The 17546-nt window shown below is 48.7% G+C and carries 17 protein-coding genes; 16 read left to right on the plus strand and 1 reads right to left on the minus strand.

Annotated elements, in window-relative coordinates; all coding sequences use genetic code 11:
- The first annotated feature begins 69 nt into the window (after positions 1-69).
- The 9 genes from dtd (at position 70) to M3661_RS02860 (ending at position 9600) form a co-directional block, all read left to right on the plus strand.
- A complete protein-coding gene (dtd, locus tag M3661_RS02820) occupies positions 70-516 on the plus strand; it encodes a D-aminoacyl-tRNA deacylase (RefSeq protein WP_021257020.1) in 447 nt (148 codons plus the stop codon).
- Between the two features lie 65 nt (positions 517-581).
- Positions 582-725, plus strand: coding sequence for a hypothetical protein (locus M3661_RS02825; RefSeq protein WP_162833953.1), 144 nt, complete (start codon positions 582-584; stop codon positions 723-725).
- A gap of 682 nt (positions 726-1407) precedes the next feature.
- Complete coding sequence (hisS, locus tag M3661_RS02830) at positions 1408-2658, plus strand: histidine--tRNA ligase (protein ID WP_021257018.1); 1251 nt, start codon at positions 1408-1410, stop codon at positions 2656-2658.
- Positions 2659-2717: 59 nt separating this feature from the next.
- A complete protein-coding gene (gene aspS, locus M3661_RS02835) occupies positions 2718-4526 on the plus strand; it encodes an aspartate--tRNA ligase (RefSeq protein WP_021257017.1) in 1809 nt (602 codons plus the stop codon).
- A 282-nt stretch (positions 4527-4808) separates the two neighbouring features.
- Complete coding sequence (locus tag M3661_RS02840) at positions 4809-5552, plus strand: tRNA threonylcarbamoyladenosine dehydratase (protein ID WP_021257016.1); 744 nt, start codon at positions 4809-4811, stop codon at positions 5550-5552.
- A gap of 15 nt (positions 5553-5567) precedes the next feature.
- A complete protein-coding gene (locus M3661_RS02845) occupies positions 5568-6896 on the plus strand; it encodes a replication-associated recombination protein A (protein WP_251482712.1) in 1329 nt (442 codons plus the stop codon).
- Positions 6897-6958: 62 nt separating this feature from the next.
- A complete protein-coding gene (locus tag M3661_RS02850; protein ID WP_251482207.1) occupies positions 6959-7522 on the plus strand; it encodes a PCYCGC domain-containing protein in 564 nt (187 codons plus the stop codon).
- Positions 7523-7701: 179 nt separating this feature from the next.
- Positions 7702-8010, plus strand: coding sequence for an ArsR/SmtB family transcription factor (locus M3661_RS02855; protein ID WP_021260659.1), 309 nt, complete (start codon positions 7702-7704; stop codon positions 8008-8010).
- Positions 8011-8247: 237 nt separating this feature from the next.
- A complete protein-coding gene (locus M3661_RS02860; protein WP_251482209.1) occupies positions 8248-9600 on the plus strand; it encodes a hemolysin family protein in 1353 nt (450 codons plus the stop codon).
- Positions 9601-9690: 90 nt separating this feature from the next.
- Here the strand turns inward: M3661_RS02860 and mnmA are convergent, their stop codons facing one another.
- Positions 9691-10797, minus strand: a complete 1107-nt coding sequence (mnmA, locus tag M3661_RS02865; RefSeq protein ID WP_251482212.1) for a tRNA 2-thiouridine(34) synthase MnmA — start codon at positions 10795-10797, stop codon at positions 9691-9693.
- A 320-nt stretch (positions 10798-11117) separates the two neighbouring features.
- Between mnmA and cymR the strand changes: the two genes are divergently transcribed.
- The 7 genes from cymR (at position 11118) to M3661_RS02900 (ending at position 17487) form a co-directional block, all read left to right on the plus strand.
- A complete protein-coding gene (cymR, locus tag M3661_RS02870; protein ID WP_021257010.1) occupies positions 11118-11537 on the plus strand; it encodes a cysteine metabolism transcriptional regulator CymR in 420 nt (139 codons plus the stop codon).
- Positions 11538-11639: 102 nt separating this feature from the next.
- Complete coding sequence (locus M3661_RS02875; protein WP_251482214.1) at positions 11640-12842, plus strand: cysteine desulfurase family protein; 1203 nt, start codon at positions 11640-11642, stop codon at positions 12840-12842.
- 149 nt (positions 12843-12991) lie between these two features.
- Positions 12992-13474: a PRC-barrel domain-containing protein gene (locus M3661_RS02880; protein ID WP_065292198.1), complete on the plus strand. Its 483-nt coding sequence runs from the start codon at positions 12992-12994 to the stop codon at positions 13472-13474.
- A gap of 47 nt (positions 13475-13521) precedes the next feature.
- Positions 13522-13737 (plus strand): hypothetical protein, encoded by a 216-nt coding sequence (locus M3661_RS02885; protein WP_065292209.1) that lies wholly within the window; start codon positions 13522-13524, stop codon positions 13735-13737.
- A 244-nt stretch (positions 13738-13981) separates the two neighbouring features.
- The gene (locus tag M3661_RS02890; protein ID WP_397376488.1) at positions 13982-15871 is read left to right on the plus strand and encodes an anaerobic ribonucleoside triphosphate reductase; all 1890 of its coding nucleotides are present in this window, start codon (positions 13982-13984) and stop codon (positions 15869-15871) included.
- A 2-nt stretch (positions 15872-15873) separates the two neighbouring features.
- Positions 15874-16353 (plus strand): anaerobic ribonucleoside-triphosphate reductase activating protein, encoded by a 480-nt coding sequence (gene nrdG, locus M3661_RS02895; protein WP_251482714.1) that lies wholly within the window; start codon positions 15874-15876, stop codon positions 16351-16353.
- Positions 16354-16422: 69 nt separating this feature from the next.
- Positions 16423-17487, plus strand: a complete 1065-nt coding sequence (locus M3661_RS02900) for an AI-2E family transporter (RefSeq protein ID WP_065292199.1) — start codon at positions 16423-16425, stop codon at positions 17485-17487.
- The last annotated feature ends 59 nt before the right edge of the window (positions 17488-17546 follow it).

Consider the following 17546-nt stretch of genomic DNA (forward strand, 5'->3'; position numbering starts at 1 on the left):
ACGCTTATCTAGCATGCCAGCCCCTCAAGGGTGTTGTAACCGCAATATGGGACTAAGGAGGATGACGACATGAAGGTAGTTGTACAGCGCTGCAAGGAGGCGCATGTGGACGTTGATGGAGTAATAGTTGGCGGGATTGGACAGGGTTTAATGCTTCTTGTGGGCATTACACACGAAGATACAGAGCGAGATATTGAATGGATGGCGGATAAACTTGCAGGTCTTCGTATTTTTGAAGATGAATCTGGTAAAATGAACAGCTCGGTGCAGGATGTAGGCGGCAGCATTTTATCGGTATCTCAGTTTACCTTATACGGGGATTGCCGGAAGGGAAGACGCCCGAACTTCATGGCAGCGGCTCGTCCTGAGCAGGCGGAACCATTATATGATTTATTCAATGAACGTCTTCGTACACTAGGTTTGGAAGTTGCGACTGGGAAGTTCGGAGCCATGATGGATGTGCATCTTATTAATGACGGACCGGTTACGCTAGTCGTCGATAGCCGTACCGAATAACAGCTTCCTGACTGGCTATACTAGAACTGGCACTTCTGTGACGCACAAGGCAAAGGAGCGATTCGATGCGCCAGTCCCTGCATCAGTTAGCAATCCAGTACAGCTGCTTGTCAGGAATGCAGTCGCTGCGTGAATCCGCTGCGGCATTGCAGCAAGAGGAAGAGCATAGGCAAGCGACACGTCGAAATGGCGAAGGCATGAAGCGGTAAACTAATCGAAGTCTGCATCATACCAGTGGATGCGCCCTTTTGGGGCGTATTTTTTTGCTTTGATGTTGGAGAGGAAGAGCCAGAAATAAAGCGCTTTATTTTTTGTAATCTTATTGTAATCTTTGTTTCATGTTTCCTTAACATTGGATACCTATAATAACAGACATGACCCCCTTTTAAAAATATATCTTATTGATAAACCTACAGTGATGTAGGTTTTTTTCTTGACTTTAGCGTGCTACATCCTTACAATGTTCTTTATATTCCGACTTTACATGTAAATGAAAATGATGATTTGATGACAGGAACAAGTAATTCGTACCCACATATGCAGAGAGAGGTTCCACGGCTGGAAGAACCTTGATGATGGACGGATGAATGACATCCTCGAGAACCTGCGGCGAAGCGAGAAGCATCGATCTTGGATAAAGCATTGAGCTCTCAAGGTAGGACACCTAATGTCCAAGTAGCCGTATGGCGTATGACGTACGTTACACGTGAATGAAGCGTAATCGGAGATTTCGATGTGCAGCCGATATAGGGCACAGTGCTTGCGATTGCGGAATGTGGGTGGCACCACGGGTGAATGGAACATACCATCTCTCGTCCCTTTGCAAATGAATCATTTGCGGGGCGGGAGATTTTTTATTTTATAGACAAAACGATTAGGAGGTTAGCGCTCATGGCATATCAAAAACCTACGGGTACGCAGGATTTGCTGCCTGGCACGGTTGAAATTTGGCAAACGGTTGAGCAAAAAGCTCGGGATATCTGCCGTCGTTTCAACTTTAAGGAAATCCGGACTCCAATCTTCGAACAGACTGAACTGTTCGAGCGCGGTGTTGGTGAAACAACGGATATCGTTGAGAAGGAAATGTATACGTTCCGGGATAAGGGCGACCGCAGCATGACACTGCGTCCAGAGAATACTGCAGGCGTAGTTCGCTCGTATGTAGAGAACAAGCTGTATGGTGAACCGGACTTGACGAAGCTGTATTACATGGGGCCGATGTTCCGGTATGAACGCCCGCAGGCGGGTCGCTATCGCCAGTTCCACCAATTCGGCGTGGAAGCCTTCGGGTCTGTTGATCCTAGCTTAGACGCTGAAATTGTTGCTCTTGGCTATCAGTTCATGAAGGATATTGGCTTGAGCGGTGTTCGTGTCGAGATTAACTCTGTCGGCAACGCACCGAGCCGTGCGGCTTACCGCGAGACTTTGCTTGGCTTCCTGATGCCGATGAAGGAGACACTGTGCAAGGATTGTCAATCCCGGATGGAGCGTAATCCGCTGCGTGTGCTCGACTGTAAGGTCGATCAGGACAAGTTCACGAATGCACCATCGATTCTGGACAGCTTGGATGAAGAATGTGCAACACACTTCGAGAAGGTGAAGCAGCACTTAACGGCGATGGGCGTCGAGTATGAAGTGAACCACCGTCTTGTGCGCGGCTTGGATTACTATACGCATACGGCATTCGAATATAAGGCCCAAGGGATTGGAGCCATTGATACCGTAGGGGGCGGAGGCCGCTACAATGGTCTAGTCGCTGATATCGGCGGTCCTGAGCAGACAGGTATTGGCTTCGGTATCGGGATGGAGCGAATTGTGCTTCTGCTTGATAAGCAAGGCATTGCCTGCAATGAGCAGCCGCCGCTTGATATTTATCTCGTAGGACTTGGTGAACAAGCAGAGAATGAGGTGACGAAGCTGTTGTACGCATTGCGTACAGCTGGCATCGCTGCCGAGAAGGACTACCAAGGACGCAAGATGAAGGCGCAAATGAAATCAGCCGATCGCATGAAGGCTCGGTATGCAGGGATTCTCGGCGATGACGAATTGGCACGTGGGGAGATCGCGTTGAAGCATCTGGAAACAGGAGAGCAGCAGTTCGTGAAGCTGGAGCAATTGGCTGAAGCAATCGAAAGAGCTTAACTAGGCTCAATTCCATTCGTAAATGGATGAACTATATTAATGTGAGGAGCGTGCATCCTATGATGTACAAAACGCATCAGTGCGGAAAAATTACAAAAGAACGAATTGGCGAAACGGTTACCCTGAATGGATGGGTACAGCGTCGTCGTGACTTGGGCGGGGTATTATTTATTGATTTGCGCGACAGAAGCGGTCTTGTACAGGTCGTATTCAACCCTGATTTCTCTCAAGAGGCTCACGACATTGCAGATCGTGCGCGTAACGAGTATGTGCTTGCTGTTCGCGGTACAGTCGTTGAACGCGATGCAGAAACGGTGAACCCGAATCTGCCAACAGGAGAGGTAGAAGTACGCGTAACGGAAATTGAAATCTTAAATGCAGCGAAGAACCCGCCATTCTTCATCGAAGACGGCATTGAAATTGATGAGTCCCTTCGTTTGAAATATCGTTACCTCGATCTTCGTCGTCCGGAAATGCAAAAGACACTGATGCTTCGTTCCAAAGCAACGAAAGTATTCCGTGATTTCCTGGAAGAGAATGAATTCATCGATGTAGAAACACCAATCTTGACAATGATTACGCCAGAAGGCGCACGTGACTACCTAGTACCAAGCCGTGTGCATCCAGGTGAATTCTATGCATTGCCGCAATCGCCGCAAATCTTCAAGCAGCTGCTTATGGTATCCGGCGTTGAGCGTTACTATCAGATTGCGCGCTGTTTCCGCGATGAAGACTTGCGTGCAGACCGTCAACCAGAATTCACTCAGGTGGACATCGAAACGTCCTTCATGTCTACAGAGCAATTGCATGAAATGATGGAGCAATTGATGGTTCGTTTGTTCAAGACAACATTAGGAGTAGATATTCCTACGCCATTCCAACGCATTACGTACCAAGATGCAATGGAGAAATACGGTTCCGATAAGCCGGATCTTCGCTTTGGCCTTGAGCTTGTGGATGTGTGCGATATCGTACAAAACAGCGGCGTGAAGGTGTTTGGGTCAGTAATCGAAAAGGGCGGCGTTGTTAAAGTCCTGAATGCAAAAGGCTGCGGAACATGGAGCCGTAAGGACATCGATGATTTGGCACCGTATGCAGCACGCTATGGTGCGAAAGGCTTGGCTTGGATTCAAGTGAAGGACGGCGAATTCCGCGGTCCAATCGTGAAGTTCATGAGCGAGGAAGAAATCGCATCCCTTCGTGAGCGTACAGGCGCAGAAGAGGGAGACTTGCTGCTCTTCTCTGCGGACAAGCGTAAAGTGGTATACGATGTGCTCGGCAACCTTCGTCTCTTGATCGGCCGCCGCTTGAACCTGATCGATGACAATGCGTTCAAGTTCGCATGGGTTGTTGACTTCCCATTGCTTGGCTACGACGAAGAAGCGAAGCGTTATGTAGCGGAACACCATCCGTTCACACGTCCGAAGGACGAAGACTTGGCATTGTTCGATACTGATCCTGGCCAAATCCGCGCTCAAGCTTATGACCTTGTCTTGAATGGTTATGAAATCGGCGGCGGTTCGATGCGTATTTACAACCGCGATGTACAAGAGAAGATGTTCGCGGCGCTTGGCTTCACACCAGAAGAAGCACAACAAAAATTCGGCTTCTTGATGAATGCCTTCGAATATGGTACGCCTCCACACGGTGGTATTGCATTCGGCTTGGATCGCCTCGTAATGCTGCTTGCAGGACGTACGAACTTGCGCGAGACGATCGCATTCCCGAAAACGGCAAGCGCAACAGACTTGATGACAGATGCGCCTAACGTAGTTGATAAGTCTCAGTTGGATGTTTTGCATATTAAGTCGACGTACAAGAAGAAAGAAAAAGAAGAGAAGACTCAAGAGAATAACGAAGAGCAATAAGCCGGACGGCTGAATAGAAGCTGTCTGCATACAACGCCCCTCGCCCGAAATTCCTACTAGCGGATGCTTGGGCAAGGGGCGTTCCGCTATGCTCTTGAGCCCGTCTATGGTACGATAGAAGGTAGTAGATTAAGCATCTAAGATGCGAACTTGATGCATGATGGCTTTTTGTGCAGAAGTGTTGCCATTTGTGCAGAAGTGTGCCAATTGATGGGCAATATTGCACATCACACGATGCATAAACCATGCATGGATAATGAGACGCAGGAGGAAAAGGACGTTATGCTGCATCAATTTTCACGTACGGAACTCGCGATTGGACCTGAAGGATTAGAGAAGCTGAAAAACAGCACAGTCGCAGTTCTAGGAATCGGCGGTGTTGGCTCAATGGCTGCAGAGGCATTGGCACGCACCGGTGTAGGCCGAATTATTCTCATTGATAAAGATACAGTCGATATTACGAACATTAACCGGCAAATTCACGCCTTGACGACAACAGTAGGTCAGAAGAAGGCGGAGTTGATGCGTGAGCGGATTAAGCTAATTAATCCAGACTGTGACGCAATCGCGCTTAACATGTTCTATACGGAAGAAACCTATGAGGAACTGTTCAAGTATGAGCTAGATTATGTTGTCGATGCATCAGATACGATTGTATATAAAATTCACTTGATCAAAGAATGTTTGAAACGTAAAATACCTATCATTTCCAGCATGGGTGCAGCGAACAAGATGGATCCTTCGCGCTTCCAAGTGGCTGACATTTCGCAGACGTCTTACGACCCGATTGCCCGCGTCATTCGGCAAAAGCTGCGCAAGGATGGCATTCGCAAAGGGGTAAAGGTTGTGTTCTCTACAGAGGAGCCGATCAAGCCGCGTGAGGATGTTACGGAGCGCATCGTACCGGATACTGCCCCCGATATTCGGAAGGCGAAGCAACCGCCATCCAGTAACGCATTCGTACCGCCGGTAGCCGGGCTTATTATGGTCAGTGTCGTGATTCGCGATATGCTGGCAGACTTGTAATTCGTGGTGACAGATATGGATCTATTCTCTTATGGGGAAGAACAGCAGCATCCTACGATGCGATTGCTGGCTGATCGAATCCGGCCAAGAACATTGGAAGAATATATCGGCCAAGAACATATTATAGGGCCGGGGAGACTGCTGCGGAGAGCGATTGAAGCGGATCGGGTCTCCTCGATATTACTGTATGGCCCCCCAGGCTGCGGCAAGACAACGCTCGCGAATATCATCTCGGAGCAGACAAAGGGTGAATTCGTTCGTTTAAATGCTGTCGATGCATCAGTTAAGGATGTTCGAGCCGTAATTGAACAGGCGGATACGAATAAGAAGATGTACAACACCAAGACCATTCTGTTCTTGGATGAGGTTCATCGCTTCAATCGATCGCAGCAGGATGCCTTGCTGCCTGCCGTTGAGAAGGGGACGATTATATTCATCGGCGCAACAACGGAAAATCCATTCCATCATGTAAATGGAGCGTTGATCAGTCGTTCGACCTTGTTCCAATTAAAGCCGCTCACGAAGGAGCACTCGCTGATGGCGATGAAGCGTGCTTTGGTGGATAAGGAGCGTGGGCTTGGCTTCATGCCGATTCAGGCAGACCCGGATGCGCTTGAGCATATCGCTTCCATGGCGAATGGCGACATACGCCGTGCATTGAACGCGCTGGAGATGGCGGCAATGACGACGACACCGGAGGAAGACGGGACAGTCCACATTACGCTGGAAGTGGCGGAAGAATCCGTTCGGCGGCCGACTGTGCAGGCAGATGAATCTGTACAGTATGACGTCTTGTCCGCCTTCCACAAGAGTATTCGCGGCTCCAGTGATGCAGCATTGTACTGGTTCCTGTATGCGGTCGAGAAGCTGGGCATGGATCCAATGACGTTCATTCGCAGATTAACCGTTGCATGCAGCGAGGATATCGGATTGGCGAACCCGCAAGCAATGGTGCAGGCTGTGAGCGCATTGGAGGCCTATCATCGAATTGGCTGGCCGGAGTCGAAGTATATCGTGGCACAAGCTATCTTATTCGCGGTAGAAAGTCCGAAGTCCAACTCAATACCGCTTGCCATTGCTCGCGTCATGCAGGCATTTGAGGATATTAAGACTGCTGAAGTGCCATTGCATTTGCGAGATACTCATTATAAAGGTGCAGATAAGCTCGGACACAAGGGCTATCAGTATCCACACGACTACCCAGGACACTATGTAGAGCAGCAATACCTGCCTGACCTGATCAAGAAGCGGGTATTCTTTATGGCGAACGAGCAGGGGACAGAAGCGAAGATGCGCATCAACCAAGAGCGGAGAAGAGGCTCGCATGGGCGAGGCGACGTTTAGTACGTTTAATGTAGACAGACCTGTACTGAATTTGAAATGAATACTTTGATGGAGGTATTTTCATGTTCATTCGTAGGCACAGAGCTAACAGAAACAAAGGACATCGTCTGAATCGACTCGCACCATTTTCATTGGTTATTGGTCTTATCGCATTAACAATTGTCGCAGGCTGTGGCAGTTCTCCTGCGGGCAAAGAAGGCGCAGAACATGCCGGACAAGCATCAGGAGATCATGAACGTCTGATGAAGAATGGCGATCTGCGTCAAACGACGGCATCGGTTGCCGAACTTCCGCCTTTCTTGAATGACAAACAGAAGGAAATGCGACAAGTTTATCAGCTGGCTGCTACGAACAGTGAATTACTTCAATATATTCCTTGTTATTGCGGATGCGGAGAAGTAGCTGGCCACCAGAGCAATTTGAATTGCTTCGTCGCCTCGAAGGAAGAGGCGAAGATCGAATGGGATGATCACGGCACTCGCTGTGGTGTGTGCCTTGATATTGCCGTAGAGGCGTCCCTCATGCTGAGGGACGGGAAGTCGGCCAAAGACATCCGCCAAGCTATTGATACCAAATACAAAGAGGGATATGCAGAACCTACTCCTACGCCACTTCCTGCTGTGTAGGAGCAGGCTTCATGCATGCTCTGAATCAATTGGCATGGATTCCTTAGGAATCCATGTTTATTTTTCTTCGCTTTGTCATAACCTACAGGCAACAGTGCCATACATATGTAGGTATGTTCATCTCGTTCCCACGCATAAGCAGCCAGATATAGATGAACAACACAAAGGAGAAGAAGAAGATGAATTATTTCCTGGGAAAAGATTTGGATGCAGATGTACTGGAGCGGGTATCGCAAACGTTCAAAGCGTTGGGTGATCCGACACGTATTCGAATTTTGTCACTTCTTGCGCGTGAGGAATGCGCCGTAAATCAAGTCGCTGACGCTCTGCAATTATCACAATCGGCAGTATCTCATCAGTTGAAAACACTTCGTGCATATCGCTTCGTCAGATATCGCAGAGAAGGTCAAAATATTTTATATATTTGCGATGATGCTTATATACTTGAGCTGTTAAATGAAGCAGTTCGATACGCGGTTGAGCAATAATTTCGCGAAATCGCAGGCTGATTGTTCCGATTCATATTCAACAAAAATGGTGATAGGACGATATAAAGAAAGAATATACATAAAGACAACAAATCCCGCTAATTCTCATATGTTCAACGAAGAGGCGTATGGGAGTAGGATTCTTATGTATTTTCTTATATAATAGTATATGTCTTTATTTTATTGTATGGGGAGGTGTTCCTGTCCGTTTCGAAGTGGGAGTGGGCAGGAGATCGGGTGAGTAGTGATCCGTTACCGATATTTTGGGGATTGTTGTTTGTACTGCTATTAGTATTTTTGAATGGCTTTTTCGTTGCGGCAGAGTTCGCGATGGTGAAGGTGCGCGGAAGTCGCCTGGATACGCTCGTGCAGGAGGGAAATGCGAAAGCGAAGCTGACTCGGCATGTGACAGAGCATTTGGATGCTTATTTGTCTGCCTGCCAATTGGGAATTACGCTTGCTTCTCTTGGTCTCGGATGGATTGGGGAGAAGACAGTCGCACAGCTGCTGTATGAACCGTTGACGGCACTCGGTGCAAGTAATGCGGTGATTACATCGATATCTACTGCTATCGCCTTCATTATCATTACCGTGCTGCATATCGTTCTCGGTGAGCTTGCGCCTAAGACGCTTGCGATACGCAAATCGGAACGTGTAGCATTGTGGACTGCAGGACCATTAAGCTTATTCTACAAAGTGATGTATCCGTTCATCTGGCTATTGAATGGTACGGCTAATATGGTGCTGAAGGTATTCGGCATCGAGCCGGCTTCTGAGCATGAATCAGCTCATACGGAAGAAGAGATTCGGATCCTAGTCAAGGAAAGCCATAAGAGCGGTCTCATTGATAATACTGAATTGGCACTTGTAGACAACATTTTCGACTTTACGGAAACGCATGCACGGGAAATTATGATTCCAAGAACCGATATGGTCTGTTTGTATGCAGAGGATTCATTTGAAGTAAACAAGACCAAAGTGCTGACGGAAATGCATACTCGTTATCCGGTATGCGATAACGATAAGGATAATATTATCGGCTTTATCCATATTCGCGACATTGTGAAGGCTCCTGATGATTTGGAGAGCATTCATACGATTGTTCGGCCAATGTTAAGTGTCCCAGAATCGATGTCAATTAGTGCCTTGTTGAAACTGATGCAGAAAAATAAGGTGCAAATCGCGCTGCTTATTGATGAATTCGGTGGGACAGCCGGTTTGGTCACATTAGAAGATATTATGGAAGAGATCGTTGGCGAGATTCAGGATGAATTTGATGAAGAGCGTCCGCAAATTGAGAAGAAAAATGAAACCAATTATTCGATTGATGGACGTTTGCTGATTGAAGAAGTGAATGCGTACTTCGGGACGAATATTTCTTCCGAGGATTATGATACAATTGGCGGCTGGATGTATGCCATGGTGGAGGTGCCTCCGAGAGTGGGGCTGCGAACTCGGGTGGAAGGCGCCTTTGAGTATGAATTCATCATTGAGGAAACGGATCATTTCCGGATTGCGCGACTTCATGTGAAGAAGCTGGGGGCGGCAACCAGCCATGATGCGATTCTGAATCCAGCATCAAGCATTTAGACCCAATGACGAAGGGGGGTTATCCTGCACCGTGTGGAAATTTCACAGTGCGGGATAACCCCCTGTATCGTTCAGCAATCCTGCTGGGTGTTACGCCTTCAATTTACGGACGATATCAATCGTGCCACCGCCCAGGCAAATGTCGCCATCATAGAAGACGACTGCTTGTCCAGGTGTTACAGCGCGTTGGTTGACGTCGAATGTTACCTCAACTGTTCCGTCCGCATTCTTCTGGAGAGTAACTCCTTGGTCAGGCTGACGGTAACGGAATTTGGCTGTGCAGCGGATCGGTTCAGTTGGCATGTCGCCTTCGATCCAGTTGACCTGAGTTGCAACGAGGCCTGTGGAATAGAGGCTTGGGTGATCATCCCCCTGTACCACATACAGAACATTGTTGGCCAAGTCCTTCTCAGCAACGAACCATGGCTCTCCGTTGCCTGAGCCGCCTATGCCCAAGCCTTGGCGTTGACCTAGCGTGTAATACATAAGCCCGTCATGGCGGCCCTTCACCTCGCCTGTACGGATGTCAATCATCTGTCCAGGCTGTGCAGGCAAGTACTGGCTCAGGAACTGCTTGAAGTTGCGTTCACCGATGAAGCATACGCCGGTGCTGTCCTTCTTCTTGGCAGTGGCTAGTCCTGCTTCTTCCGCAATGCGGCGAACCTCCGGTTTCGGCAGATGGCCGATCGGGAACATAGCCTTCGCTAGTTGTTCTTGGTTCAGCGCATTAAGGAAGTAGGTCTGATCCTTATTCCCGTCCACACCGCGCAGCAGCGTATGCTTGCCGTCTTCATGAAGGACACGCGCGTAATGGCCTGTCGCCAGATAGTCTGCACCCAGATCGAGTGCTTTCTGCAGGAACTCACCGAATTTGATCTCACGGTTGCACATCACATCTGGATTTGGCGTGCGACCGTGACGATATTCGTCTAAGAAATAGGTGAAGACCTTATCGAAATATTCCTTTTCGAAGTTCACCGTATAATAAGGGATGCCGATTTGTTCGCATACGCGGCGAACATCTTCCGCGTCGGTTTCGGCTGTACACTGTCCGAACTCGTCAGTGTCGTCCCAGTTTTTCATAAATATGCCGATGACATCGTAGCCTTGTTGCTTAAGCAGCAGTGCTGTCACCGAGGAATCTACGCCGCCCGACATGCCGACGACGACGCGAGTGTTCGCATTAGAGTTTGTCATGGTATCACCGTCTTTGCTGCGAGCTGTAAGAATGGCCTTGCGATAATGGCTATCGGCTCGCGATTTTATCATAATAGCTTGAAACTAATACAGGCTTGGTACAAAAGCGAGAGTAATTCACTTCCTTTAATATTGTACCATAAGGGCTTGTATACCGGAAATAAGAGATGATGTCAAGAAAATTTCAAGCAAATGGAAATAATTCGTGAATGGCACATCAGTTTATTGTCCATAAAGAGAAGAGTTATGTTACGATATACAGGGAACCTTAATCGGAATACATTGGATTTATACGATAATAAAACTATGAGGTGTATAATATGAAAATTTCAACGAAAGGCCGTTATGGCCTGACGATTATGATGGAACTGGCAAAGAGCTGTGGAGAAGGCCCAACGTCGCTAAAGAGTATTGCAGAGAAGAACCAACTGTCCGAGCATTATTTGGAGCAGCTGATTGCGCCGCTGCGCAATGCTGGATTGGTTAAGAGTATTCGCGGCGCATACGGCGGCTATATACTGGCAGGCGTTCCTGAACATATTACAGCAGGTGAAATTATTCGCGTGCTGGAAGGGCCAATCTCCCCAGTCGACTTCACGGAAGAGGATGATCCGGCTAAGCGTGACTTGTGGCTGCGTATCCGGGACAGCATTGCGCAGGTACTTGATTCCACGACTCTTGCCGATCTGGTTAACTATAAGGATGTGGGAAGCCAGGACAGCTACATGTTCTATATCTAGACGATGGATGGACAGCAAGCTATAGGTTGACGACCACTTATCTTGAGAGAGAAGTTTGATATTGTTATTTGTCATACGGATTAGCAGAAACGAGGGAATACAATGGAACTCATCTATTTTGACCATGCAGCGACGACTCCGCTTCATCCCGACGTACTTCAAGCCATGACCGACAGTATGCATCAAGTGTTCGGAAACGCTTCCAGCGTTCATGCGTTCGGACGTGAAGCGAAGCTTGCCTTGAATCAAGCCCGCGATCGTATTGCCGCCCAGTTGGGCTGCCAGCCGCAGGAGCTTGTCTTCACGAGTGGAGGAACGGAAGGGGATAATGCTGCCATCTTCGGTGCAGCATGGTCTGCCTGGCTGCAGCAATCGTCAGAAACTGCTTCTCAGCAAGGAAGCAGTGGCGATTCATCCGCACGCAAGCCGCATATCGTGACGACTCAATTGGAGCATCATGCAGTGCTGCATGCGTGCGAGCGCTTGGAGCAGTTGGGCTTCGAGGTTACTTATGTTGCGCCGGATCAGCTGGGTCGAGTATCGGTTGAGGCAATTGAAGCTGCGCTGCGCCCGCATACTTGTCTCATTAGTGTCATGTATGGCAACAACGAGGTGGGCACGCTTCAGCCGATAGAAGAAATTGGCCGCTTGGCACGTGAGCGCGGCATTCTGATGCATACAGATGCTGTTCAGGTGCTCGGGCATTTGAAGCTCGAACTGCACGCGTTGCCGGTTGACTTCGCCAGTTTCTCTGCCCATAAGATTAATGGCCCCAAGGGAGTAGGCGTTCTCTATGCTCGCGCAGGTGTTCACTGGGATCCTCTGCTGTATGGTGGAAGCCAAGAACGCAAGCGCAGAGCAGGGACGGAGAATGCAGCAGGGATTGCCGGAATGGCGAAGGCAATGGAGATAGCGAATGGCTCACTTCCAGCGAAGCTGGAGGAACTAGCGCAGGTGCGCAGCACGCTGTGGACAGAGTTGTCAGCAGCTCTCAGCGATCGAGTGGTCATGAATGGCCATCCTACTGAGCATTTGCCGCATATATTGAATGTTAGTTTCTTGGATGTGCCTACGGAGACAATGCTGATGAATTTGGACTTGGCGGGAATTATGGCTTCGAGCGGATCTGCCTGCACATCAGGCTCGCTTGAATTGTCGCATGTGCTAGAGGCTATGGATTTACCAGATGAGCGCAAGAGAACTGCTGTACGATTCAGCTTCGGTTTGGGCAATACTAGGGAAGAGGCTGCTTGCGCTGCGCAACAAATTGCAACCATCGTATCACGTGTTCGTACTAGACAGTAAGGGAACTGTCACAGCGTGAAAGGAGGGGCGTTTGAAGATAACGCGGCATGTTGGCCGGGGACGTACGTGAAATGAGAATCTACCTGATTCTGATGAGGAACGTCCTGCATTTGGAAGTGAATGCCGTTAGCTGAAGAGGGGGCCCCGATATGAAGCTGTTGGAATTAATCGGCCTTCCCGTATATGGAATTGAGACGGGGAAGCGGTTGACCAAGGTAAAGGATATCCGCATTTCGAATGATTGGACTATCACACATATAGAGCTTGAAGGTCGTTCCCGCAAGGGATCACCACCTCCTTCTGTAAGCTGGGAAGAGGTAACGGCTTGTGGTGAGGATGCAATAATGATCGCGAATGATACAGCCATCCGGCATACGGAGGCTATCCATATAGAGAGGGCTTTCTTGACAGGGAATGGAGCGTTGAAGGATTTGCCTGTCATGACAAGTGAAGGATCGCAATTAGGATGGGTCGCCGATGTTTATTTTCAGCCAAATATGGGTAACCAAGTAACAGGTCTGGAAATTTCAGACGGTTTGCTGTCTGACTTGTTGGAAGGCAGACGGCGGATAGATGGGACAAGCCGCTTGAAATGGGGATCAGATGTTATCATCTTCGAAGATGGCGGATAACCTGAACGGTACGAACAAATTAGTCAATGGACGGAATGGTGAATACGATGTTGCGATGCCCGAATTGCAATTCCAAAGAAATCGGGAAAATTGGTTCCCACCAATTTTATTGCTGGGGATGTTATATAGAGCTGACGGTGAACGGGGACAAGATGTCAGTTTACCAGGTCGAAGAGGATGGCACATTAAGCTCTCTGGATGACTTGTTTTTTGGTGATGAATTTGCTGCACCTTCGTTCCCAGAGGCGCAGGCTTCATCGTAAGGGTCAGGCAGAAATATCCACCATATGGAACATAAGCGCTCGTAACCGCCTTATAGAGGCGATTGCGGGCGCTTTTTGCATGGTCGGCCATTTGTCCGTGATGAATCTCATATTGTGAGAAAAAGAGTTCGTTCATAATACATATTGTGCTCATTTTCAAATAACAACACTAGATATAGTTGACATAGACAAATTGCACTGAAAATGATGGTACATAAAGAGAAAGGAATGAGTTGATATGACGATGGTATCCATGAAACGGACGAACGCAGTATGGGATCGGAGCAAACGGACCAGCACAGAACACTTGACGGCATCGCTGCACGAGATTGTAGACGGTGGCAATCAGGATCTGATGCAGGAAAATGCGAATGTAGATGGAAGATCGCCAATGGGTATGATGGGGAAGATCGCTAGCGAAAGCGCACGCTGGTATGCGGTTCAACATCTGCTGTCTGCTGACGTAAGAGATGCAGTGGAGCAGAACCTGATGTATCCACATGATCTTGATTTCTATGCCTCCGGTACGACAACGTGCTGCCAGATTCCTCTGGGCAAGATGTTGAAGCAGGGGTTCAACACAGGTCATGGATATATGCGCGAGCCGCAGGATATTAAGAGCGCGCTTGCGCTGGCATCGATTATATTGCAGGCGAACCAAAACCAGCAGCATGGCGGACAGGCGTATCCGATGTTCGATTATGATGTAGCCCCTTATGTGCGCAAGACATTCAATCGCCATATTCGCTATATGGAATCACTGCCACTGCAAGCAGACTTCGATCTAGAGACAGAGGCGTGGAGACTAACGGAGCGTGACGTATATCAGGCTTGCGAGGCATTCATTCATAATGCGAACTCGATGCATTCTAGAGGCGGTGGGCAGGTACCGTTCATTTCATTGAACTATGGCACGGACACCTCTGTGGAGGGGAGAATGCTGATTAAACAGTTTCTTCTCGCAACGCAGGCCGGTCTTGGTAGAGGAGAAACACCTATCTTCCCAATTCAAATATTCAAAGTGAAGAAAGGCGTCAACTTCGATCCTGCTGATCCGAATTACGATCTGTACCAGCTTGCCTTGCAAACGACAGCGCAGCGGCTGTTCCCTAACTTTGCCTTTCTCGATGCTCCGTTCAATTCGCAGTACGATAACGGCACACCCGAGAGCGAGGCATGCTACATGGGCTGCAGAACGCGCGTCATGGGCAATGTGAACGGGGACGAAACGGCGATCGGCAGAGGGAACTTGTCATTTACCTCTTTGAATCTTGTTCGCCTTGCTATGATGTCGTCCAGTGTGGATGATTTCTTTGGCCGATTGGACTCGCTTCTGTCCTTGACAGTGAAGCAGTTGAGAGAGCGATTCGACTATCAATCGAAGAAGCAGGTGCGAGACTTTGCCTTTCTTATGAAGCAAGGGGTATGGCGCGGAAGTGAGGACTTGCAGCCCGAGGATGAGCTGGGAGATATCCTGAAGCAGGGGACGCTTAGTGTTGGCTTTATCGGACTTGCTGAGGCGCTTGTAGCGCTTGTTGGCTCCCATCATGGCCAGTCTGAGGATGCACGCAAGCTAGGTATGCGCATTGTGTCTCATATGCGTATGCGAATGGATGAGGCGATTGAAGCGACAGGCCTTAATTTCTCCTTAATCGCGACGCCGGCTGAAGGTCTATCGGGTAAATTTACGAGCCGGGATCGGGATGATTTTGGCGTGAGAAAAGGAATTACAGATCGGAAATATTACACCAACTCGTTCCATGTACCCGTCTATTACTCGTTGAAGGCAATCGACAAGATTCAAATCGAAGGGCCGTTCCATGAGCTGTGCAATGCCGGGCATATCACGTATGTTGAGCTGGATGGAAGCGCCAAAGCCAACCCACAGGCACTTGACCGTATTGTGCGTGCAATGGCGATGAGCGGGATTGGGTATGGTTCTCTTAATCATCCTGTTGATCGCTGTCGTACATGCGGCCATCAAGATACGATTGAAGATAGCTGTCCGATGTGTGGAAGCTCAGGTTCGCAGATTGAGCGCATTCGCCGCATTACCGGTTATTTGGTAGGGGATATGGACAAGTGGAACTCTGCGAAGCGGAAGGAAGAGACGGAGCGGGTGAAGCATCGATGAGTATGCGTGTTCTATCTATTTTGCATGACAGTGTCGTTGACGGCGAAGGGCTGCGTACAGTTGTGTTCTTCAGCGGCTGCCCCCATCAGTGCGAGGGGTGTCATAACCCGCAATCGTGGAACATGATGAACGGCACGGAAATGAGTGTAGCGGAGGTGGCAGCCGAGGTACTGTCCAATCCGCTTACGGATGTCACACTGTCCGGCGGAGAACCGTTCATGCAAGCGAAGGAAGTGAAGGAACTTGCCCGGCTGCTGCGTCAGTCGGGTCGGCATATATGGGCATATACGGGATATACGGTGGAGCAGCTGCTTGAAGGAGGAACAGCTGACCAGCAAGAGCTGCTTCACTGTGTGGATGTATTGGTTGATGGTCGATTCGCAGCGGAGCGCCGTTGTCCAGGACTTCCCTTCCGCGGCAGTGACAATCAGCGCATATGGCGGATGGAGGAAGGGATACCAGTTGGATTAATTTCTCCCTAGGCTACACATACTTTACTGTATTGCAAGCATTCTACATCACAAGCGTACATGAACGGAGTGTATAATACAGTGGAGCGTTTTTGGAAGAACCGTCTTTTTGTAATGGCTATCTATTGTCTGCTTGGTCTTATCATCCTCTATTTTCTATTTATGATGAAACCTCTTATCGGGCATGTATACGGCTTCCTCAAGGCCGTGCTTGCCCCCTTCTTCGTGGCCATGATCATTGCCTATGTGTTAAATCCCATCGTAATCCTGCTCAATGAGCGGAAAGTGCCGCGAACGATGGCGGTGCTGCTTATTTATGCAGTGTTTATTGCGGTAGTTACCGTGATTTTAGTCAATATCATCCCCATGCTGGTGAAGCAGCTTGCTGAGCTTAACAATCAGATGCCCCACCTGAATGCCAAGGCGGAACAGATGATGGACGGGGTTAGCAAGACGATGCCGTCATCTGTACGTTCCGGTTTAAATGACTCCATTTATGCTCTTGAGGAGCGCATAGGCAAAGCGATATCGGACTTTATGGAGAATATTGGCGCCGCCATTAATTTGCTCTTCATTGCGCTTATCGTACCATTCCTCATCTTCTACATATTGAAAGATTTTGACGTCTTCGAGAGGGCGGTAATAGCTTATGTGCCGCGTTCGCATCGCAAGCATACGGTGATGCTATTCCGAGAAATTGATACTGCGCTAGGAAGCTACGTCCGGGGTCAATTTCTTGTATGCCTTATTATCGGTGTGCTTGCATATATCGGCTATTGGATAATCGGCATGCCCTATGCGCTTCTGCTTGCGTTATGTGTAGCCGTGTTCAATATTATTCCTTATCTCGGGCCATACTTCGGTGCTGCTCCTGCACTTATCTTCGCAGCGACGGTATCGCTCAAAATGATTATTTTGGTCATCGTTGTAAATACTATCTGCCAAATTGTAGAAGGGAATATTATTTCTCCACAGATCGTGGGCAAGACGCTTCATATGCATCCGCTGACGATCATTTTCGCCCTGCTTGTGGGCGGGGAGATTGCTGGAGTTGTGGGGCTAATCCTTGCGGTTCCTTTCTTTGCAGTCGTAAAAGTAATCTGTCAGCATATTGTAGCCTATCAAATCCGAAGAAAGACAGTGTGAACATTTATCGGTAGTGGAGGAAAATCAAAGTAACGAAACATCCTACTTAAGACCTATTT

The organism is Paenibacillus sp. MER 180, from assembly GCF_023713665.1.
In the GTDB taxonomy this organism is placed as follows: domain Bacteria; phylum Bacillota; class Bacilli; order Paenibacillales; family Paenibacillaceae; genus Paenibacillus_B; species Paenibacillus_B suaedae.